The 22,003-nt window shown below is 43.4% G+C and carries 20 protein-coding genes and 2 tRNA genes; 6 read left to right on the top strand and 16 right to left on the bottom strand.

Features of this window, described 5'->3' with window-relative positions:
• Positions 1–158: 158 nt before the first annotated feature.
• The 4 genes from CS948_RS15065 to CS948_RS15080 form a co-directional block, all read right to left on the bottom strand.
• A complete protein-coding gene (locus tag CS948_RS15065) occupies positions 159–911 on the bottom strand; it encodes a hypothetical protein (RefSeq protein WP_099292523.1) in 753 nt (250 codons plus the stop codon).
• Positions 912–1,004: 93 nt separating this feature from the next.
• Positions 1,005–1,535: a UpxY family transcription antiterminator gene (locus tag CS948_RS15070; protein WP_099292524.1), complete on the bottom strand. Its 531-nt coding sequence runs from the start codon at positions 1,533–1,535 to the stop codon at positions 1,005–1,007.
• 580 nt (positions 1,536–2,115) lie between these two features.
• Positions 2,116–3,432 carry an MATE family efflux transporter gene (locus CS948_RS15075; RefSeq protein ID WP_099292525.1) on the bottom strand — a complete coding sequence of 439 codons (1,317 nt, stop codon included), beginning with the start codon at positions 3,430–3,432 and terminating at the stop codon, positions 2,116–2,118.
• Positions 3,429–6,878: an AAA family ATPase gene (locus tag CS948_RS15080; protein ID WP_099292526.1), complete on the bottom strand. Its 3,450-nt coding sequence runs from the start codon at positions 6,876–6,878 to the stop codon at positions 3,429–3,431. Before CS948_RS15080 ends, CS948_RS15075 begins: the two co-directional genes overlap by 4 nt.
• A gap of 118 nt (positions 6,879–6,996) precedes the next feature.
• Between CS948_RS15080 and CS948_RS15085 the strand changes: the two genes are divergently transcribed.
• The gene (locus CS948_RS15085; protein WP_099292527.1) at positions 6,997–7,299 is read left to right on the top strand and encodes a Dabb family protein; all 303 of its coding nucleotides are present in this window, start codon (positions 6,997–6,999) and stop codon (positions 7,297–7,299) included.
• Here the strand turns inward: CS948_RS15085 and CS948_RS15090 are convergent.
• The 6 genes from CS948_RS15090 to CS948_RS15115 all read right to left on the bottom strand — a co-directional run bounded on the left by CS948_RS15090 (position 7,296) and on the right by CS948_RS15115 (position 9,695).
• Entirely contained in the window at positions 7,296–8,300 is a 1,005-nt protein-coding gene (locus tag CS948_RS15090; RefSeq protein WP_099292528.1) for a type II toxin-antitoxin system HipA family toxin, read from the bottom strand. The two genes, CS948_RS15085 and CS948_RS15090, sit on opposite strands and share 4 nt — an antisense overlap.
• A complete protein-coding gene (locus tag CS948_RS15095) occupies positions 8,297–8,617 on the bottom strand; it encodes a HipA N-terminal domain-containing protein (protein WP_099292529.1) in 321 nt (106 codons plus the stop codon). Before CS948_RS15095 ends, CS948_RS15090 begins: the two co-directional genes overlap by 4 nt.
• Entirely contained in the window at positions 8,614–8,817 is a 204-nt protein-coding gene (locus CS948_RS15100) for a helix-turn-helix transcriptional regulator (protein WP_099294559.1), read from the bottom strand. The genes CS948_RS15095 and CS948_RS15100 overlap by 4 nt, the downstream gene beginning before the upstream one ends.
• A 158-nt stretch (positions 8,818–8,975) precedes the next feature.
• Positions 8,976–9,048: transfer RNA gene (locus CS948_RS15105), tRNA-Gly, on the bottom strand.
• 9 nt (positions 9,049–9,057) lie between these two features.
• A tRNA-Gly gene (locus CS948_RS15110) sits at positions 9,058–9,130 on the bottom strand.
• Positions 9,131–9,263: 133 nt separating this feature from the next.
• Positions 9,264–9,695 (bottom strand): Hsp20/alpha crystallin family protein, encoded by a 432-nt coding sequence (locus CS948_RS15115; protein ID WP_176555073.1) that lies wholly within the window; start codon positions 9,693–9,695, stop codon positions 9,264–9,266.
• 211 nt (positions 9,696–9,906) lie between these two features.
• Between CS948_RS15115 and CS948_RS15120 the strand changes: the two genes are divergently transcribed.
• The 4 genes from CS948_RS15120 to CS948_RS15135 all read left to right on the top strand — a co-directional run bounded on the left by CS948_RS15120 (position 9,907) and on the right by CS948_RS15135 (position 15,343).
• Positions 9,907–10,419 (top strand): gamma carbonic anhydrase family protein, encoded by a 513-nt coding sequence (locus CS948_RS15120; RefSeq protein ID WP_099292530.1) that lies wholly within the window; start codon positions 9,907–9,909, stop codon positions 10,417–10,419.
• A 68-nt stretch (positions 10,420–10,487) separates the two neighbouring features.
• Complete coding sequence (gene rpe, locus CS948_RS15125) at positions 10,488–11,147, top strand: ribulose-phosphate 3-epimerase (RefSeq protein WP_099292531.1); 660 nt, start codon at positions 10,488–10,490, stop codon at positions 11,145–11,147.
• Positions 11,148–11,208: 61 nt separating this feature from the next.
• Positions 11,209–12,084, top strand: coding sequence for a cell division ATP-binding protein FtsE (locus CS948_RS15130; protein ID WP_099292532.1), 876 nt, complete (start codon positions 11,209–11,211; stop codon positions 12,082–12,084).
• Between the two features lie 10 nt (positions 12,085–12,094).
• Entirely contained in the window at positions 12,095–15,343 is a 3,249-nt protein-coding gene (locus tag CS948_RS15135) for a S41 family peptidase (protein WP_099292533.1), read from the top strand.
• Positions 15,344–15,406: 63 nt separating this feature from the next.
• Here CS948_RS15135 and CS948_RS15140 read toward each other — a convergent pair whose 3' ends face one another.
• Positions 15,407–15,862, bottom strand: coding sequence for an SPOR domain-containing protein (locus CS948_RS15140; protein ID WP_099292534.1), 456 nt, complete (start codon positions 15,860–15,862; stop codon positions 15,407–15,409).
• 355 nt (positions 15,863–16,217) lie between these two features.
• On the opposite strand from CS948_RS15140, the gene CS948_RS15145 reads away from it, so the two are divergent.
• Positions 16,218–16,766: an RNA polymerase sigma-70 factor gene (locus CS948_RS15145; RefSeq protein WP_099292535.1), complete on the top strand. Its 549-nt coding sequence runs from the start codon at positions 16,218–16,220 to the stop codon at positions 16,764–16,766.
• Positions 16,767–16,915: 149 nt separating this feature from the next.
• On the opposite strand, the gene CS948_RS15150 is transcribed toward CS948_RS15145, so the two are convergent.
• From CS948_RS15150 to CS948_RS15170, 5 genes are all read right to left on the bottom strand, one after another.
• Positions 16,916–17,623, bottom strand: a complete 708-nt coding sequence (locus CS948_RS15150; protein WP_099292536.1) for a peroxiredoxin — start codon at positions 17,621–17,623, stop codon at positions 16,916–16,918.
• Positions 17,624–17,637: 14 nt separating this feature from the next.
• The gene (locus CS948_RS15155) at positions 17,638–17,994 is read right to left on the bottom strand and encodes a DUF4369 domain-containing protein (RefSeq protein ID WP_141560963.1); all 357 of its coding nucleotides are present in this window, start codon (positions 17,992–17,994) and stop codon (positions 17,638–17,640) included.
• A gap of 84 nt (positions 17,995–18,078) precedes the next feature.
• On the bottom strand, positions 18,079–19,674 hold the full coding sequence (locus CS948_RS15160; RefSeq protein WP_176555074.1) for a PKD-like family lipoprotein: 1,596 nt from the start codon (positions 19,672–19,674) through the stop codon (positions 18,079–18,081).
• A gap of 16 nt (positions 19,675–19,690) precedes the next feature.
• Complete coding sequence (locus CS948_RS15165) at positions 19,691–20,506, bottom strand: DUF4843 domain-containing protein (RefSeq protein WP_099292539.1); 816 nt, start codon at positions 20,504–20,506, stop codon at positions 19,691–19,693.
• 6 nt (positions 20,507–20,512) lie between these two features.
• Positions 20,513–22,003 carry a RagB/SusD family nutrient uptake outer membrane protein gene (locus CS948_RS15170; RefSeq protein WP_099292540.1) on the bottom strand — a complete coding sequence of 497 codons (1,491 nt, stop codon included), beginning with the start codon at positions 22,001–22,003 and terminating at the stop codon, positions 20,513–20,515.

Here is a 22,003-nt window from a genome sequence, read left to right on the forward strand (position 1 = left end):
TTTTCGCACAAATGATTATATAGTATGAATTGAGTTTTTTATTTTATATAATCACAGAAAAGAAGCGTCCCCTCCGGTATTAATAGTTTGATCCGGCTATGAGGTACCGTCAAGGGAACGCTGTTTACCGGGAGTCGCGTAACCCGGTAGTGAGATTTTTAGTGTGAATTAGAGATATGAAATATTTTTTCCATCTCCCGCTTTGCCAGTATCTTGAATATATCCCCAAGCAAACCAATATCACCCTCGCTTTCAGCGTGATGCAACTGCTTGATTTTTTCGTCTTCAAGTTGTTTCACGCGAACGTCCAAACGAACCCGTTCCTCGCCCAGTCGTTCCCGTTCACCTTCGGGTAACTCCATCGTGCCAACCACATCGCTGTACAGGCAAATGCTATCCCACCACGGCAACAACACGTCACTGCTACTGCCCCGGGTATATCCCAACGCCTCTGTCACCAACCGTCCGGCAAGTTCTCCACACTCATCATCTCCGGCGAAATAGTAACAATTGCACAACAAACGGCAAATATTCGGCGTACGACAAGGCAACGAGATCTTGCCGTTCCCCCGTGCCGAAAGAATCCGGTACGCCGCATCCAAACCGTTTTTCAAGTAACTCAAGTCCGAGTACACCTGATAGACATCCATCTTGTCCGCCGCGTAACCGGCGCGGGTATCAACAGAAACATCCCCGTTCAACTGCCCCGGGTACAAGTGAACGATCGATTTCGCTCGCTCGTGAATATCACCAGGGGTGCCGAAATCATTCTCCAACCACGGGTATACCCGTACCATAGAGTACACCGTCAGGTAACCGTGTAACAAACCCGACAATCGCGCCGGGGGATACGACCGGAGATCAAGCATGCCCAATCGCTTGTACAAATCGTGAAATAAACCTTTTTCCATCTCTATTTCTTGATTTACGATTTTAGATTTATGATTTTAATTGTACTTCTTGACTCTTTATTTAATCGTAAATCGTAATTCATAAATCTTAAATTAATTGTTTCTCTCTATCTTTTCCAGAAAAGAACCCGGGATATAAGACGTAGCTATTGATGCCACCCCCTCCAGGCGGATCACCACCCGCTTGTGACCTCGCAAACGCACCAATTCCCCCTCCAATCCTAGTAACGGTCCTTTGATCACTCGGACCCTATCTCCCCGCTTGAGGTCTTTGTTCAATATCTCAATGCCGGCAGGCGAAAAATCCAACAGGAACATGAAGTCCTCCATTTGCTTGTCAGGAACGATCAAGGAACGACGCCCTTCTATATCTTTCAAGTAAACGATATTCAATGAATGTTCATTAATCAAGGAGAAACTCGTCACCTTGTCCGTACGGATAAAAATCATACCGTGAATCAAAAGTACCCGAATGGTCCTCCGCCCAAGCGGTGTATCCCGTACTTGCTCCTCACGCGGGAGAAAGTTTTCGATCCCCAGTTCGTCCAGTTTTTTCTTAATAAATAATTCCTGGTTTACTCGCGTGTAAGCGACATACCAGTGTATTTTCTTTTCCCTAATCATGTTATTGCTAATTCACCTTCCTTACAAATATCGCCCCGACACATTGACATTTTTCCGAAAGGAAGCACCCGGATGCGCTTCGCGCACTAACCCTATTACCGGTCCTGATTTATTGCCATGTGTTTCACGCACCCCACTTAAACAGTGCTATGTATTATAGACGCACGAAAGCTGTTTCACTAAACAATATTTTATATCAAAAAACCATCGATTAATAATACGACCAAAAAGAACGCTTGCGAATAATCGCCAAAAAACTAAATATCTAGTTGCGAGAATAAAAAAACCAATCAAAAAAGTTTGCGGAAAATAAAAATGATGTATATTTGCACTGCATTAAACGATCATTTATTAATTCATAAATCAATTAATGAAATAACAAATTATCAAATAGATACAACGACTTCTTGTAAACATTTGAATGATCATTGCACAATCATTGCCTAACCACAAAAATCCTGCATATACACATCATAAATATAGCATAAACGCAAATTTACGTCTATGCTACGTTCATGATTCGTTCATGATTCGAACTTGAGGTTAGGTATCGATAGACTTAGTATGGCGAAAAGATATACTACGAGTCCTTCATCTTCTGCAAATACCCCTCCGAGAATATCCGGCGGCTCCATACGGTCTGCATGATTCCCCGTAAAGCCAGATAAACAAGAAACGAAAGCCATAACATGTGATTGTTCGTGGCCCCGGAACAGGTATAATATATAAGGAAGAAAGCCCCGGCAGCAACCAACATCGCCCACAACATGTATCGGGTAGCCGTGGCTCCTATCAAAATACCGTCCCATAGAAAAGCGGCAAATCCTGCCAAGGGAATTGCCAGAACCCAGTAAAAATAATGGCTTGCCGTTTGAATCACTTCCCCGTCATTCGTGAGCAAAGCAAGAAAACCTTCTCCCCCGACTACGTATAAAATGGTAAATACCAAGGATAATCCCACGCCCCAGCCGAATAAAGCCCGTACAGCCTGTCGCAATCGGCGAAGATCACAAGCCCCCACGTAACGTCCGGCAAGAGCCTCTCCCGCGTAAGCAAAGCCATCCATGATATAGGAGAATAAGGTAAACAACTGCATTAACAAAGTATTGACAGCCAGAATCACATCCCCCTGTCTTGCTCCCGTGGAAGTGAAAAATGTAGTTACCCCGATCAGGCACAAGGTACGCAAGAAAATATCCCGGTTCACGGCAAAGAATCTGCGCATGGCAAACAACTGAAGACTCCCCTTGAATTTGATAAGAGGTCGTAACTCCTTAAAATTAAACCACCAAAGTCCGGCAGCCATAAATACCCCGCTGTACTGGGCTATCACTGTTCCCAACGCCACCCCCTCGACTTTCATCCCGAACACGAAAACCAGACACGCGCTGCACAAGATATTGATCACGTTCATCACGATAGCGATATACATCGGGTAGCGGGAATTTTGCATCCCGATAAACCACCCCGTGAATCCGTATTGTGCCAGCACGGCAGGTGCCCCCCAAATGCATATCCGAAAATAAGTAACGGCGTATCGTTCTACTTCCGCACTCGTGTCCAATAACCTGAAAGCCAAGCGTTCTATGGGATATTGAAGAATCAGCATCAGCACGGCGGAAATCAGTCCCACGCTCACCGCCTGCACGAGAACCCGCGTTTCCGCGTCTTGGTCTTTTCGCCCGTATGCCTGTGAGGTCAGTCCACTGGTTCCCATCCGCAGAAAACCGAAATTCCAGTACAAAATATTAAACAATAATCCCCCCACCGCGATAGCACCGATAAAGGCGGTAGCCCCCAAATGCCCCACGATCGTCACGTCCACCAATCCCAACAAAGGAACGGTGATATTTGACACGATAGAAGGAATAGCAAGACGAAGTATTCTACGATTCATTGCTTGTACCCGATTGTCTGCCGTTCCGAAATCATACTATCCAACATTTGCGGGGTGAACATCTCCACGTCCTGCTTTACAATTGAATAAGTATGCTCCGTACCATTAATCTTTCCATTCTTTGCCAAACGTTGTATCCGGTTACGAATCATCATTTCCGCGACCAGTTTTATCAAACGGGCACTCGCGTGACTTCGTTTCTTGTTGTTCACGATATAGGAAATAAACTGAGCCATATGCTGTTGTGCCGTCCGGGTCATACGGGTATTGTCCGTCGCCAGATCCCGTTTGAGTATTTCCATTAACTCCTCCTCCGTGTAGTCCTCGAAAACAAGAATATTAATCATATCGGAAACCTTCTCCACCTCGTCGTTAATAATCTGACGGGGCGGGTCCTGTTTGGCGTAAATCACGTTATAAGCCCCCGGTTGAGTCGCCAACTGGTTCACGAGTATAGCCCTTACCCGATCCCGGAAACCGGAGATTTCATTCAGGCTACTGGAATCTTCGTCGAAGAAGAACAGTCCCCCTTTGGATTGCAACAAGGCAACACCGATACTCTGCACGGCATCCTCCTCCGTCAACCCGATCAAACGTTCCACCTTAAAGCTGGTCACCTCGCTCTTGTCTATAATTCCCATGGCCTTATAAATACGGGCGATAATACGTGCAACCGTACCCTTTCCCATACCGGAATTACCGGTAAAACACCATTGCAGGGACAGACGGGTATTTAGCTTGATCCCTTGTTGATTGTAATGACGAGCCAGATCCACGAAATCATGAATTTGTTTTTTAAGCTTCTCTTGTCCTATCATGTGATCCAAATCCTTCAAGGCCGCGGTGATTGACTTCTCGTCAAAAGTATCCTTGTAGGAATTGGGAAGCTCGGAAGTTGCAGTGGGTATATCCGCTGCCATCAACGTCGTGATCTCTTTCCGGGTAAGTTCCCTCTCTTTTCTAATCTTCATGGTGCGGGCAGACAGGTTGTGAATGGCTTTATCCACCATCTTATCGACAAATAGAGCATTCCCGAAATATTTATCATGTTCTTTGCATACCTGTGTGACCAAAGCATGGAATGCCTCTTTCGCCTTCGGGTGCAAAGTGTAATTCTTCTCGGTTATCTTCTGGACGGCTATTTCCAGCAACTCTTCCGGCGTGTAATCGGCAAAATGGAAGTGATACGGGAAAAGCGTCTTCACTCTCGGGTTCCCGGCAAGCGCCTTGTCCATTTCATCCGGATCGCCACTCAATATCACGATGGTATCCCCGTTATCCGCGGGCGACAATTGCCCGAAAATAACGCTTAATGCCGAAGCTCCTGCGCTGTCTTGGAATAATGTATGAGCGTCTTCCAAGAAAAGGATACCACCCCTCGCCTGTTCAAACACGTACATGGCAATCTGTTGAGGCGGAATAGAACCGTCGCCGATAAGTTCCCCCCTGCTCCTGACCGTTACCATGGACGTTTGCAATATCCCCGCGGACTCGAATATCTCCCCGAGCATACGTGCCACGGTAGTTTTTCCCGTTCCCCGGTTCCCGGTAAACAACATGTGCAGAGGCGGAATCACATCGGCATAACCGTGTTTCTGTCTTTCCCGGATAAAATAAATATAATTGATATAGCTGATCAAGCTGTTTTTCAATTCCTTCGAGCCGATCATCTCGTTAAACGCGTCTACCGATTTATTCGGATCGGGCTGCTCGAGGGTTTCGATATCCTCTACCTTGAGCAACATCATATCCTCTTTCGAGCGAGTACCCTTGTGATTCGACATCAAGCGCTTTGCCATCCGGTTCGCGGCATCGTTCAATCGTTCCTCTATAAACCTGCCGTTATCGAATCCCGAATCTTTCACGGCACAACAATCCTTCAGCATATTAAAGAATTTGTTCTCCGCCTCCGGCGTAAACTTGAATTGCCTTTTCTCCAGCATCTGGCGGGTAATCTCCATCAATTCATCCGCCGAATAATCGTCAAAGATAAACTGGTAAGGGAAACATTTCTTCATACCCGGGATTCCATCGGAAATAGCCTGCAAAGGCATCCCGTCACCCGCCATGACCACCACCAGAGGCGGTTGTTCCTGTTCCAGTATTCCCAACAACACGGTAAAAATACGCATCGCCGGATCGTTCGGGTCATTCGTCGGGTACAATTCGTCAGCATCCTCTATGTAAAGGATTCCACCCGTACTCTTCGCGATGGCTTCCCGAATTAATTGTTCTTCCACCGCCATCCCCGGACGGGAAAAATCTTCCCGTTTATATTGATGTATTTTCCCGTTCGCCAAAACACCCGAATGGTAGAGAATCTCTCCCACGATCCCGGCAACCGTGTGTTTACCGGTTCCCGGGTTACCCATAAAGATCATGTTCATCAGAGGAAGTTTATCACTGAAGCCGTTCTCCTGCCGCATCTTCACGAACTCCGCCAACTCGTAAACACGGGTAATTTCTTCTTTTACCTTACGTAACCCGACCAGTTGGTACAAACGGGACAATGCCTCCTCCTTATCTTGGGGTGTTGACGACATACCCGCCGCCTCGTGCACCTGACCGTTCACCGCGGCTATTTCGTCGGCGAAATTATAGGGCACATCCTGTTCTCCGATGGCAAACTCCAGTTGAATCACGGGTTGATCGAAGCACGATACTTCTACCCAGTATTCTCCTTCCTCCCAGAAATTCTCCAGCCCGGCTCCCAGATCCAAGGCGAAACAAAGCAAACGCTTTCCCTCCCGGTTCGGGATATAGTAATTTCCTTTAGCTACCCGATTCGCTTTCAACATCCCGCTCGAGTCAAAAATATTTATCATGAATTCATACGTCCATTCGTCGGACAAGAAATTCTCCGCCACGAGATAGAAACGCACGTCTGTCAACCCTTCCCCGGCAAAAGCCCGAAATGAATGAGGTCGTTGTACATCGGGAGCCTCCTCCACGCATTTATCCAAACCGATATCCAATAATTGGAAATAATCACGATACAGATCGTGCGATTCCAACAGATGTATTTCATCGGACAAGCCCGCCTGCCCGTTGATAATCATTTGCACCCGGTAAACACCCTCTTTAAGAGTAAAACCGGTGAAGTCTTCAGTAGAGAAATCGGTCGAAAACCGGAAAACAGGTTCCACCTCCGGAATGGTAACCTTTCCCCCCTTTTGCGCCACGAGCACAGGTTGCTCCCCGTTCATATACACGAGAGCGGCAACAATCTCCGCATCCCATGCCTTTTCATCAAATTGTTTATTTATTATTTCCGTATCCACGTACAACCTCTCCACCTCGTTCAACCGGAAAACCGTGCGATAACGCTTGTTCCCGGCGAAATCAATGCTCCCGCTACAACTCGTGCGAATACTTTTGAATTTAAAATTTATATCTGTAGCAGCTTGATCTCTCGACACTTTTGTGCTTTTTGCTTTCCCTGCCATAATCGTTTATTTACATTTTTATTACTCTGTCATCCCCTCCGCTTCTCTTCGCTTCCAAAATTAGCTTTATTTTTGACAAAAGACTATTTTTGCATCGTTTTATTTAAAATCAAAAAGTATGCTAAAACATATCGTCATGTGGAAACTCAAGGAGTTTGCCGAAGGAAAAACAAAAGTGGAAAACGCAATCATCATGAAAGAAAGTCTGGAAAGACTCGTAGGCATCGTTCCGGAAATCAAATCGCTGCAAGTCGGTATCAACGAGAAAAATTCCGATATGGCATACGATGCCGTTCTTATCTCGACCTTTGAAGATGCTGATGCACTCGCCCGCTACAAAGTCCACCCGGAACACGTGAAAGTAAGCGATTATTGTAAAAAGATCCGTGAAAGCCGGGTTTTCGTGGATTTTACCGATTAAATTACACTCTGCCTCAAGAACCTGCTCAGACGTTCCTGATAGGAACGTCTATACATCCGCTTGATTTTATCGTCCAAAAACGAATGGTCTATCAACTTATCAACCAGTGGATTGTTATCCGAGAACATCTTGATAATTGCATCCCGTTTTTTAGGTAATACACCTGTCCGGTTGGCAAATGTGATAAAATCTTCTTTGCACGGGTGACCGCTATTGTGGTAAACCTCAGAATGTTCACTTTCCGGCATCAGACCACCTTGCAGTGCAAAATCCTCGTCCCGCACGTGAATGGATGTATTCATCAAGTCATAAGCGGGAGATAATAGGTAGTCACCGTTAGCAGATTGTTGCAATGAAAAGTTTTTCAAATGAGCATCGCCATTGGCAAACAGATAGTTAAATATAAGGAGCGTAAATAACTTGCTCATTTCCACCTGCCACGCCGACACGTTGGCTTTCAATAGTGTAGCTACATCCTCGTAGCTTCCCGTGTATTTGTAATCCTTGCCATGAGTGAAAGTTGTTTTTTGTGCCAATGATGAAAAATCTTCCTGCTTGATTTTATTACCATTAATATCAAAGTCAAAACGCTTGGTAATATATGCCGCATCCCCGTTTGCAAAAAAGAGTAGTCCGTTTTCGGCAACATTTATCTTGTAGACTTGCTTGGCTATTTGCATGGTCAAGTGTTCATTGGCAGGAATAAAGTTACGAAAACGCAAATACTTGTAGTTCGGCATAGGCTTAATTATATATCGCCCCTGCTGTCCGGTCGGGGTAAGTATAATTTTCCCATTCTCCACAATAGCCGAAAGTTTCTCTTGCACTCCCGATACGGATATTTGATTAATGCTTTCGGCAACATCCAAGCAATCCGCATCATAATTGAAATCCAGCACGGGTGAAACCTTTTTCCCGTTAAATAGATTTTTCCGACAAGCAGGGCTATACGTGTCGAACCCCGGAATCAAATTGCCGGGACAAACTTCAATATTTATCATATCTTTTTTACCGTTATGGCCCCTATCGTGTCAGTGTGAGCCGTTGCTAATAATAACCCGAAAGCATCGTTCTCGTCAATTTTCAGAGTCTGACATTGGATGGCTTTATTTGTCCCCTCCGAAAGCATATTATAAAAGAACGGAAAAAGTTCTTTCGACAAAAATTCACGTTGGCTTTTCGGAAATGACAGACTGATTGCTGTTTGCTCCTTGTCAAGCAAGAACGCATCATCATAACGAAAAATATATACTCCATGCTCTGTTTCTGTCAACGTTCCGGCCAACACACCATTAGCGTAAACTTCCGCTTGTCTCATTTAATTACCTCCTTCACTTTCAGTAATAATTCCAACCCCAGTGTATCCGCGATTTTAGTCAGCGTACGAACAGAAGGATTGCCTTTGCCTGTCTCTATACTTTTGATTATCCGCAGGCTTACTCCGGAATAATCTGCCAAATCTTGCTGAGTCAATCCCAACAAAGCCCGACGTTCTTTTATAATTGAATAAAAAATCATAGGTGCATTATTTTGCCTTTTACCAACAAAAATAATATTTTTATTTGACAAAACAAACGAATAGTGCATTATATTTCACCTGAACACGCTCCTGCACCCCGAAACAGAATAAAAAAAAAGAGAGATTCAAACTAATTTCGAATCTCTCTTTTCGGGGGAGCGAAAAACGGGGCTCGAACCCGCGACCCCGACCTTGGGAAGGTCGTGCTCTACCAACTGAGCTACTTTCGCATGAAAGTGAGCGAAAAACGGGACTCGAACCCGCGACCCTAACCTTGGCAAGGTTATGCTCTACCAACTGAGCTATTTTCGCATTCAAACTAACTTCAGAACTCTCGTGAGGTGTTCCTCGATTGCGATACAAAAGTAATACCTTTTTTCTAAAAGCAAAAAAAAATGACCGATTTTTTTTAGAGAAATCGGTCAAAACTCCACGTACTAATTATCTACTTAACCTGAATCGTTCTGCTTATTTTACTCTTCTCCTCGTTCTTCGGCATTGTAATTTCCAGAATACCATCCTTGTACGAAGCTTCAGCCTTCCCCACGTTATACTTGTCTTCGGGCAGCTCTACCGTACGATGAAAAGAAACGGAAGAAAATTCTTTTCTCAGAAATTTTTGATCTTTATCCTTCTCCTCTTTCTCCTCCCTCTTCTCGCACGAAATCGTCAAATAACCGTCCTTGTACTCCAACTTAATGTCATCCTTGTTCATTCCCGGAACTTGAAGATCCAATGTCAAAGTTTTCTCGTTCTCCTTCACGTTAAGAGCCGGTAACCTCCTCTGCTCTGTCGTCTCCCCGTAAGGCCATATAAAATCATCCAGTAAAGATGAATAGAAAGGCCTTAAATCATTGTTTCTTTTTACGATACTCATAAATAATTCTCCTGTTATTTAGTTTAGAAATTATATGCCATTATACGTCTTCCCCGAGCATCCGGTTTCAAAAAGAATACGTAATAATCCGTCCGGTGACTTGTTTTCTGCCGTATATTTCGTAATTTCGACTCGTCAAAAAAGTTATGAACCGTAAAATTGAATATTGATATCATTTTCAATCTTCAGTTTTCAATTTTTCAATTAAATTATGGCAATTATTAGAGAACTAAACGGACACACCCCGAAATTCGGGAAAAATTGTTTCTTGGCAGAAAATGCCGCCATTATCGGTGAAGTAGAAATGGGCGACGATTGCAGTGTATGGTACGGTGCTGTTTTAAGAGGCGATGTACACTATATAAAAATAGGAAATAACGTCAATATTCAGGATAACGCGACAATACACGCTACTTACCAGAAATCCCCGACCAATATAGGGAATAACGTATCTATCGCCCATAACGCGGTTGTACACGGGTGCACGATCCACGATAACGTACTTATCGGAATGGGCGCCATCGTGCTGGACAACGCTATTATCGAAAGCAACTCAATCGTGGCAGCCGGAAGCGTGGTTACCAAAGGAACTGTAGTTGAATCCGGATGGGTATACGCGGGTGCTCCTGCCAAAAAACTCAAACAAATGGGACCGGAATTATTACATAATGAAGTGGAGCGCATTGTCAACTCCTACGCTATGTATGCCAGCTGGTACAAATAATAATTGAAAATGGAGAATTGAAAATGAAAGATTCTCCATTCTAAATTTTAAATTCTAAATTTCAAAAAATGAGCGTTATTGTTTCTCCCTCGTTATTATCTGCAGATTTTCTGCATCTTTCCAAAGATATTGAAATGGTAAATCAAAGTGAAGCCGATTGGTTTCATCTGGATATCATGGACGGCGTTTTCGTACCGAACATCTCGTACGGTCTTCCGGTAGTGGCTCAAATCAAGAAAGCAGCCCAAAAACCTCTGGATGTACATTTGATGATCGTGCAACCCGAAAGATACGTGGAAGCATTCCAGAAAGCCGGAGCCGATATTTTAACCGTGCATTATGAAGCCTGTACCCACCTCCACCGGACAATTCAACAGATAAAAGCACAGGGAATGAAAGCAGGAGTTTCCCTTAATCCCCACACTCCCGTTATGCTTCTGGAGGATGTCATCCGGGATATCGACGTGGTATTACTCATGAGCGTAAACCCCGGTTTCGGTGGCCAGAGTTTTATCGAGGAAACCATCAATAAAGTCATTAAATTAAAGAAATTAATCCGGGAAACAGGTGCGAAAACTTTAATCGAAATTGATGGCGGTGTAAACTTCGAAACCGGACAACGTCTGGTAGATGCAGGCGCGGATGCTTTGGTTGCGGGAAGTTTCGTTTTCAACTCCCCCGATCCGATGGCAAATATCAAAGGACTGAAAGAATTAACGATTTCTTGATTGCAGATTTTAGATTACAAAATGCATCATAAATCGTAAATCATAAATCTAAAATTACAACGTGGAAGCAATCATAAAACTTGAAAACGCGGTCATCCGCCAACAACAAAATACCATATTGAAAGAAGTCTCGTTAGAGATTGCCGAAGGGGAATTCGTGTATCTGGTAGGTAGAGTAGGTAGTGGAAAAACGTCCTTACTAAAAACTCTGTATGCCGAACTCCCCTTGAAATACGGTAATGGTGAAATAGCGGGCTACAAATTGAATAAATTAAAAAAGTCACAGGTTGCTTATTTGCGCCGCAAATGCGGTATCGTATTTCAGGACTTCAAGTTACTGACCGACAGGAATGTTTACGCCAATTTGGAGTTTGTTCTAAAAGCCACGGGATGGAAAGATAGGAAAGCGATTCGCGAAAGAATTAATGAAGTGTTGGAAAAAGTCGGTTTGCCCGACAAACGGGATAAATTCCCTCACCAATTGTCCGGCGGGGAACAACAACGCGTAGTTCTTGCCCGGGCATTACTTAACGCCCCCCCCATCATTCTAGCCGACGAGCCGACAGGTAATATTGATCCGGAAACAGCCTATCAATTGGTAGAACTCTTGAAAGACATCTGTGATAGCGGAAAAACGGTAATCATCGCCACGCATCAATACGATTTAATCCATCACTTCCCCGGACGAGTCTTCCGGTGTGAAAACGGAACATTGCACGAAGATTTTTCTTTTGCCCTTCCCCCTGTCATAATACCGGAAACAGAAGCAGAAACAGAAATCCTTACCGAAATCGAAGAAACGGAAACAGAAATGGAGATAAAAGTAGAAGTAAGTATTGATGCCGAGGTTATAAACGAACCGGAAAAGACCCCCGAAAAGGACAAGAAAAAAGATGATGATAACGATTCGGATATCGTTGGGTTTGAATTAATTTAATCTGTTAAATATGAATTTTATTAAACTTATTCTGATTTGGACAAGTTTGCTGTTATTTTCAAACTTGTCCGCGCAGGAACATCCTCTATGGATGCGTTACCCGTCCATAGCGCCCGACGGAAAGACAATCGCTTTCTGCTACAAAGGAGATATTTTCCTTGTAGACGCTGCCGGAGGTAAAGCAACACAGTTGACAACCCATCCCGGCTATGATTACCATCCGATATGGTCGCCGGATAGCAAAACTATCGCGTTCACATCCGGACGTGACGGGGGGATGGATCTTTACACGGTACCGGTAAATGGCGGAACCCCTACCCGTCTGACGACGTTTTCCGGCAGTGCTACCCCGGAATGCTTTACGAATGACGGGAAAAATATTCTTTTCCGCGGCTCCCTTTTACCGGATCAAAAATACGGGCAATTCCCATCGGGAGGACAAGTATATTCAGTACCCGTGACCGGAGGTCGTCCGAAACAGGTATTGACTTTTGAAGCCTACGATATCTGTTTCTCGAAAGATGGTAATAAAATGTACTACCATGACTTGAAAGGATACGAGGACGAATGGAGAAAGCACCATACTTCTTCCGTGTGCCGCGACATTTGGGAGTATGATTTGAAAAACGGAGAATTTAAAAACCTGACAAACAAACAGGTAGAAGACCGTAATCCCGTGTTGGCGACAAACGATAACACGCTGTATTTCCTAAGTGAACGTTACGGTAGTTTCAACGTGTGCAAAATGTCTTTAGACAACCCGCGAACGATTGAACAAGTAACGAAATTCACCAAACACCCGGTTCGTTTCCTTACCCGCTCGAATGAAGATGTATTGTGTTTCTTCTTTGACGGGGAAATCTATACCATGGCTCCCGGCAAACAACCCAAAAAAGTGAACATCAATATAGTGATGGACGACCCCGTCCCGGCTGTCAGTAAAATGAGTTGGTCCAACGGAGCGAGAGAAGTTGCCGTATCCCCGAACGGGAAAGAATTTGCCGTTGTCATCCGCGGTGATATTTTTGTTGCCAACGCTGAATTCGGTACCACCAAACGCGTCACGAACACTGCCGCCCAAGAGCGCAACGTGAACTTCTCGCCGGACGGACGTTCCCTCGTGTACGCGTCCGAACGTGACGGACAATGGAATCTCTACATTTCCCGTATCAAAAACGCTGATGACCAATCTTTTGTTTACGCTCGTGAAATTGAAGAAGAACAACTCACGAAAGGCGGACAGGCTTGTTTTCAGCCTCAATTCTCCCCGGACGGGAAAGAAGTTGCCTATCTCGAAAACAGAACCGAAATCAAGGTACTTGATTTAAAAAGTAAAAAATCGAGAACCGTTTTACCGGCTAAATACAATTATTCTTACGCCGACGGGGATCAATCCTTTGAATGGTCACCGGACGGACGTTGGATTCTGGCACAATTCTTCGAGGAAGGCGGTTGGCAACACCCGGACATCGCCCTCGTGAAAGCGGATGGCAAAGGAGAAATACACAATCTGACGAATAGTGGTTACACCGATGCCAATCCCCGTTGGGTGATGGGTGGCAAAGCTATTATCTGGTACACGGACCGCCAAGGTTTACGCAGCCACGGCAGCTGGGGAGCACAAGGTGATATCTACGGACTTTTCTTGGATACCGATGCTTATGACCATTTCATCATGAGCAAGGAAGAACGGGCATTGGCTCAAGAACTGAAAGCCCAACAAGCTAAAAAAGAAAAGACCGATACCTTGAAGAAAAACGATAAACAAGGCAAAGACACGAAGAAAAGCAAAGAATCCCCCGCCCTTCTTGAACTGAATTTCAACTTGCAAAACTTGGAAGACCGGATGATTCGTATGACAATTCACTCCTCCAACTTAGGGGATGCCATATTATCCAATGACGGAAACAAGCTGTATTATCTGGCTGCATTTGAAGGTGGTCACGATTTATGGGTGCACGATTTCGAGAATAACACGACCCGCATCTTATCAAAAACGGGACGCCGCGGAGCGTTAGAACTGTCGAAAGACGGGCGTACCCTTTATTTATTATCCGGCGGACAGATTTTCACGGTAAATCAAAGCAACGGGCAACTGAAACAATTGAATTACAAGGCTGATTTCGAGTGGAAACCGACAGAAGAACGTGCAAGTCTGTATAATCACGTGTGGCAGCAAGTGACAGATAAATTCTATGATAAAGACTTCAAAGGAGTTGATTGGCCATTTTATAAAAAAGCCTACGAACGTTTTCTGCCGCATATCAACAATGATTATGATTTTGCCGAACTTTTGGGTGAGATGCTGGGAGAATTGAACGCCTCGCACACGGGTGCCCGGTATTACGCCCGCTCAAATCGTGCGGCTACGGCTAACTTCGGTGTATTCTTCGACCAGCAGTTCAACGGTGACGGTTTAAAAATCAGCGAAATTATTGAACGGGGACCGCTGGATTTATCCGGGGACAAGATTACGGCTGGCATGATCATCCGGAAGATTGACAATCAGGATATCAAGAAGGGTGAAGATTACTTCGCTTTACTGGAAGGCAAAGCAGGAAAACGCACGATGCTAACTATCTACGACCCGATAAAGAAAAAAGAGTGGGAAGAATACGTGAAACCTATTTCCGCCGGCATGTTGAATCAATTATTATATCAACGGTGGGTGAAACAACGCCAACACATGGTAGACAGCCTGTCAAACGGGCAAATCGGTTACATTCACGTTGCCTCTATGGATAGTCGCAGTTTCCGGAAAACATATTCTGAATTATTAGGTCGCTACCGGAACCGGAAAGCGGTTATCATCGACACCCGGTATAACGGGGGCGGCTGGTTGCACGAGGATTTGCTGCATCTGTTAAGTGGTAAACAATATGCGGAATTTGTTCCCCGCGGACAATTTATCGGTATCGATCCGTTCGCGCAATGGACAAAACCTTCAGCCGTGCTGATTAGCGAAAGCAATTACAGTAACGCACATGGATTCCCATGGGCTTACAAAGAACTGGGATTGGGTAAACTGATCGGTATGCCTGTCCCGGGAACAATGACTGCCGTGTGGTGGGAAACCATGATCAATAATGTCACATTCGGTATTCCACAGGTGGGTATGAAAGATAACCAAGGTCGCATTCTCGAAAACATGCAACTGGAACCGGACATTAAAGTGTCTAATGATCCTGCAAGTGCAATGCAAGGACGTGATTTACAAGTTGAAGCTGCCGTGAAAGATTTGTTGAAGCAAATTAAATGACATGCTTATAAATAAAAAAAGTGGCGGGGAATCTTCTCCGCCACTCTTTTTATAAGGGTATTACTACTTTTTAGAAATCAACAACCAAGCATCTGCGAATTCCGGGTATTGCTCACGAATCCGCAACAATTCAGCCCGAGCGGGAGCCTCCTCGTCAAATCCGGCGATACTCACCCGACTCATTCCGGCTTCGTTCCGCATAATGATACTGGTATATCCCATTCCGTTCAGTTTATTCCGCAAATTGATAGCGTTATTTTGATCTCCAAAACTTCCCACTATCACGTTATAACGTTTCAAAACATCCCCGTGCGTCATGGTTACCTTCTCCTCTTTCGAAACAACCGGTTTCGTGTTCTCTTTCTTGGTGGTCGTAGTTTGGGTTGTGGCTTGCACATCCTCTTTCACAACAACATTTTCAGTTTCCTCCTCCTCGAAAGGTGGTGCGTACACACGTTTGTTCGTACCGCAACTGACAGTTATAAATGCCAGTAATATTACAGATACAATAATTTTCATTTTTCCCAATTTTAAATGTTATCCAATTTTTTCTGTCTTTGAAAAAACAAAATTAATGATAATAACAACACTCCGATACATTTTTGAAATATTTTTCTATTCTCCGCCCTCAAACCTTCATGAGTATCGCTAATCAAATAAAGTATAATTTCTTTATACCCAAAAGTTTCAAAAAACCAACGATTAATAACACTACAAATATAAAAGATATCTGGAAACTTTTACTTAAAATTATTTTTTATCTAATATTTTTATTCACAAGCAAGAACGCCTAAATATCTTAATGATTTTGTTATCATAAAAGAATCAAGAAGATAGGTGTTATTAATCGTTGGTTTAAAGATACGGCATTTGTATGAGAGAGGAGTTCAATATCAACACTTTAGATCTAAATAATGATAAAGTATTTCATTATTTATACACCAAATATGCCACTACTTTGCGCTATTTTGCTGCAAAATACATCGAAGATGATACGATTATTGAAGACGTAATTCAAGATGCCTTTCTCAATCTCTGGGAAAAACGCCAAGAATTCAAAACAGAAAATACCATAAAAGCATACCTGTACAAAATCGTGCGTAGTTTCTCGGTTGACACCATACGCCGCAGAAATATAGCCAACAGGTATGCAGAACGTATCATCCGTGAAGAAGAAGATTACGATTTCTTTCTAGAGAATATTATAGAATCCGAAGTTTTCCAGATGATTCAAACGGCATTCAATCAACTCTCCCCTGCTTGTCGTGAAGTCTATCAATTAAGCCTTCAAGGAAAATCACACGAGGAAATCTCCCATTTACTCAATATCTCCACCAACACGATAAAAAAACACAAAAACAACGCCAACCATTACATGCGAGAACAACTGAAGCACATATTATCTATATTATTATACATTTGAATTTCACGAATGCATGCAAAACATTTTTATCTTTATAAAAACACGAAAAAATGAATAACCAATTTCTCTGAATTTATTTCATTTTAGGGAGAGCCATTAATTATAAAAAATTGATATTCATAATTTTCGTGTTTTCATTATTCATTTTATTATATCTGTTTCACCAACATTTCAATCTCCTCCAAACTCGGGTTCTTTTCCAGCACCGCCCCATCCGGTGAAATCAAATACAATGTCGGGATAAATTCCACCTTATAATCGTCGCTCGTGTCGCTACCATTAATCTCTTTGTCAACGAGCAACTGCCGCCACAAGGGTTTATCCTCCTCAATGGCTTTCAGCCACTGGTCTTTCTTTTTATCACAAGAAATCCCGACCACTTCCACACCTAACTCTTGTAATCGAGGGTACTCCTTTTTCAACACTTTGGCTTTTGCCCGGCAGGGGGCACACCAAGAAGCCCAAAAGTCCACCAACAGGTATTTTCCCTTGTAGTCCGATAAAGCCACGATATTTCCTTTCACGTCCGGCAATTTAAAATCCGGGGCTTGCCCTGTCAATTGTTTACTTTCCAACTCCTTGTATTTTTTCATGATTTCTTCCTTATCCTCGGATTCAGGCACCGTCCCCATCACCTCGACAACTCGTTTAAACACTTTAAACTCCTGTTCAATCTTCCACATATTCTCCCGCACCAGCATCACGGCGATATTCGTTCCCTCGAACTCCTTAACAGCGTCTACAAACAAATCGTTTCCTTTCCGCCACAACAACTCGTTCTCTCTCATCACCAATTGCGTATCCTCTTCATTCTTAGCATCCCGATATTTTTGCTGCAAGAGTTGTATCTCCAGCATATTACTATCCAACTTTAATAAATGTTCAGACAGACGGGACTGTCCCGTTCTTGGATTCTTTGAAAATATATTTCATGTTCTCCCCGCTGTTCCCAATAATATTCCCCGTTTTCGGGATAAAAAGGAATAGCTTGTCCCCGCTCTCCTATTTTCAGATACAATACCTGATCCGTATCCTCGCCTTCGATTTTGAAGCTCCGGTCTTCCGTCACTACACGACGGGCTAACGTGTCCGCTCCACGCCCGTCACGGGTGAGAAGCAACACCTCTTTCCCGATACTTGCTTCGGGCAACTTTCCACTCAATGTATAATTCGGGGAAGTACAAGCTACCCCCAACATGCTCAACAAGCCAAAACATATAATTCTCATGGCACAATTATTAGAAATTAAAGGGGATATCACACGTTCCCATGAATATCCCCCACCAACATAGTTACTTACGAATTTATTTTATCAAAAAGATCTCGGAAAATAGTTTAAAGTTTTATCGGACATTTTAGGAGAAACATATTGCATTTTCACTACCTTTCCATCCCCTTCAAAAACGTACTTCGGTTTCCCGTAGGCTTTTCCACCCAACACCTCGTAAAGATATACTTTATATTTGCCGGTTTTATGAGTAGCTATTACCAAATAATCAAAATTATGCTCTTTATCGTCCGTCCACGTCCAATAACGATTACTTACATAAGTGATTTCTTCCCCTATCGCGAAATCCTGCAGTTGTAGTTCTTCTTCCGTGTTTAACTCTGTATCATACATGTATAACTTATTGCTATTAACAAAATAGATAACCTTCGCCGTTAATTCATTGGAAGCATACAACGTGGCAGTATTCAACTTGGAGTCCGAAGCTATTTCCGTTACTTTTTTAATCGGATTATAGGTGGTGGGATTATCGTCATAATCCAACGCCATACTATACAAATAATGTTTCCCGGCAACATCCGCATCTTCAAAGAGAGCGAACCCGGCATCGACATTCCCTACATAATTCCGGACAAAAGCTTTTAATTTATGCTTGATCCCGTTAGGAACATACTTTGCTTCCTCTTCGCTATCTTTTGGTTTATTCGCTAAAGCTTTCAAACCACCATTATAATCCAAGCAAAGAAATCTGTCTTTCAACTCATCAAAATAGAAATAATAGGCTCCCGTAGACACACTGCCATTCTTATTCGGTTTCGAGTCTTCTTCATCCACCATAGCCGGAAACCCAAATTTCCCTGTACCTAATAATTGCTGGGTAGCTAGCTGTGCCGAGAAATAGGCACCTTGATCAGATATATACCCGACGCCATTCACATTCCGCCACACGTAATAGGGTTTTTCTTCCGGGACCTCTCCATTATGAAACATCGTGTTATGCGTGTAAATCGTACTCATATCCTCTATATTCATTATCCGTACATCATTATCCGTACAAATCGTCAAAGCTTTGGTAATAACATATTCTCCGGTTGACTCGTCAAGAAAGCAATACACCGGATCAATGCCCAAACTAACCGGACTTGCAGGGAGAGCTTCCCCATCCTTTTTCTGTAAGATGTCGGTAATTTTACTATTGTCCCACGTGTGTAAATCAATGTCCGTCGAATTACCCATATCTTTAAGTAAATAAAAACCTTCCGAGAACGTGGTAATTACCGACAACGACATCACGTGATAGACATCCACCCCATTTCCCTTATTCGTGATCCGAAGAGTCAAGTCATAATAACCTTGCTTCAGGTTTACCGGAAAATCCAACACGCGTTCATAACCAATCGTATCCAACTTGAGCTCTATTATATCCGATGTTGTACCAGAACCTTTCGTCAGATTCAATGTCCACAAATACTCGAACTCATCACCGGCACGGTCAGAAGTAACGGTAGGTTCTATATGCAACACATCTTGAAAAGCAATCTTGGAATAGCTCTCTTCCAAACCGGTCGTCGTAACCTCACTAATTTCGACATAATCGTAATTCCCTTTATCCTCGTAACATGATGAAGCAAATACGACAAGTACCCAAAGGGTTAATATATAGCTGATTTTCTTTTTCATAACCGTATTCATTTTATTACATTTCATATCGAGAGAATCTAACTAACGTTCCTTCCGTTTCTCCGGGTTTCGGGGCTTCACGCAACGGCCCCAAGCCATCCTCTGCCCGACGGGCATTCTCCTCCGCCAACTTTCTGGTAAAGAAATAGTACCAATAATCAGTCAACCCCATATCCACCTTACTGGGATCCCCTACCAGCGAGTAAAAGAAATCGTCGTTCACCTTGATTCCCCTGTCGGCAGTGGCATCAATCATGAACTGATGTTTCACTTTTCCATATTTCCCGGCAAAGTAATAAGTTGCATAAAAATTCCAATATTGAGGTTGAGTCAATAAATCCGTGATGGTAATCACCTTCTCTTGCAATGTTGGATATCCCGGTTCAAAATTCTCATTACTACCAATTTTGATTCTCAACGTCACCTCTTTATCTTTCAAGGAAGGATCGCGTTTCAGAATAACCGGAACACGAGCTTCGTTCTTCCCGGCAGGAATCACGTAAAGCCCTTCCACTAGTGAATTATCAAACGCTATGTAATGCACATCCGCTTCGGCTTGATTTTCCCCCGTGCTCACTTGTTCCAAAACGAATTTACGCTCCTGATCCGCGATGTAGCCCATCGTCGTCACTTCCAGCCACACGGTATCAAACACTTTTGTTTCCGGGTCGTAAACAAAAGTACGGGGAATCAATGTATCCGATTTCGTGTTTGCCGCGTACACGAAATTCAGTCGATTCGTGCTCTCCTTGTACACATCCACCTCGTCCTCGCAAGCGAACAAGACGAAGACAGGCAATAACAACATGGTATATTTCATCAATTTTTTCATAACTCTCTATTTTTGATTAGCATTATATTCCGTGGTAGGAAGAGGCGCAACATAATCCTGTTCCCCGACTTCCCGATCGGTTTTCCACAACATATTCTTTGTTCCCAGACGTTTGTAAGTATAAAACATTTGTCCTTCGGCGAAAAACTCCCGGCGATACTCGCGAACAATCTCTATCATCACCTGTTCCTCTGTCAACGGGTTAGCCGCTACGCCTCTCGCCCTCATGTACTCGGTGTAAAGGAGATTCGCATCGGATAAAGAAGTTGCTGATTCTATGGCGATCAAATACATTTCCGACAAGCGAATCAAAGGAATAACTTGCTTTTGAGAAGCCAGCTCCCCGATATCCGTGTTATCGTCAATCGTCGGTTGATTGTACTTCCGGGGAGTCGGTTTTATATTTCCTTGATTATCAGGAATCGTATTCCAAACTTCAGTTCTATTATTAATAGAAGTCGATTGACCGGCAAAAATATCTTGCGTGAACTGCTTGTCCGTCACATATAACCTTGAAGGATTGAAATCGCGAAATAATTCTGTAACATTCTCTTCCAACTCGTAATTACTCAAAGCAAGAATACATTCGGAAGGCAATGCGTAATTTTTCTTATTGATATCCGCGGTACCCGCTAACGTCAACACCTTATTGCCCTTCTTATCCACTGCATTAATCACTTCCATGGCAGCCGCATAAGCCTTCCCCTTATCCCCCGTGTACATGTACAATCTCGCCTTCATCGCTTTCATGGCATAATAATTAAAACGGAAACGCCTGTATCCTAAAAAGTCATCATCTAAAGTCACGTCATACTCTTTCGTGTTGGAAAAATTATCCAACTCCTCGTAAGTGTATTCAAACAACGGATCCCTATCCTTGAACAAAGCTTCCGCCGCATCTATATCCTGAACGATAAGATTCACGAAATCCGAAAACGCGTAATACGGAATCGCTTCCGTCGAAACGGTTTTAGCGTAAGGTAAAGAAACCTGTTTCGTCGCGTTTTGAGGTATTTGTCCGAACAAACGCAAAATCTCCATGTGGCAAAAAGCCCGTATAGCCAACGCTTCCCCTTCCACCAAAGCACGTACATCCTCGTTCACGATAACCTCTTTCTTCTCCGGTATATTTTTCAATATAATATTTGCCTGCGCTATAATATTATACAATTCCCCGTAAACAGCCGAGAAAAAATTTTTCGGGTAGTCTTCCTCGTAATTGAAATCCTTAAGTTTTCTTTCATTCCTGTAATTACTTTCACTCCATGTCCAATGCTGAGCCATAAACTCAATATCAGTCACCGTCAATCGTTTCCCGTACAAGTTCACGGAGTTCATCTTAATGTAACAAGCCGTCAGGGCATTCTTAAAACCGTTGGGGGAATCAAACATCTCTTCCTCGTCCCTCTCCATTTCCGGTTTCACATCCAGCCAATCATTGCACGAGGACAACGACCAAGCCAGAAAGAGCGTTACGTATATCAATATATTTCTCAT

The sequence above is a fragment of the Butyricimonas sp. Marseille-P3923 genome (genome assembly GCF_900184685.1).
GTDB classification, from domain to species: domain Bacteria; phylum Bacteroidota; class Bacteroidia; order Bacteroidales; family Marinifilaceae; genus Butyricimonas; species Butyricimonas muris.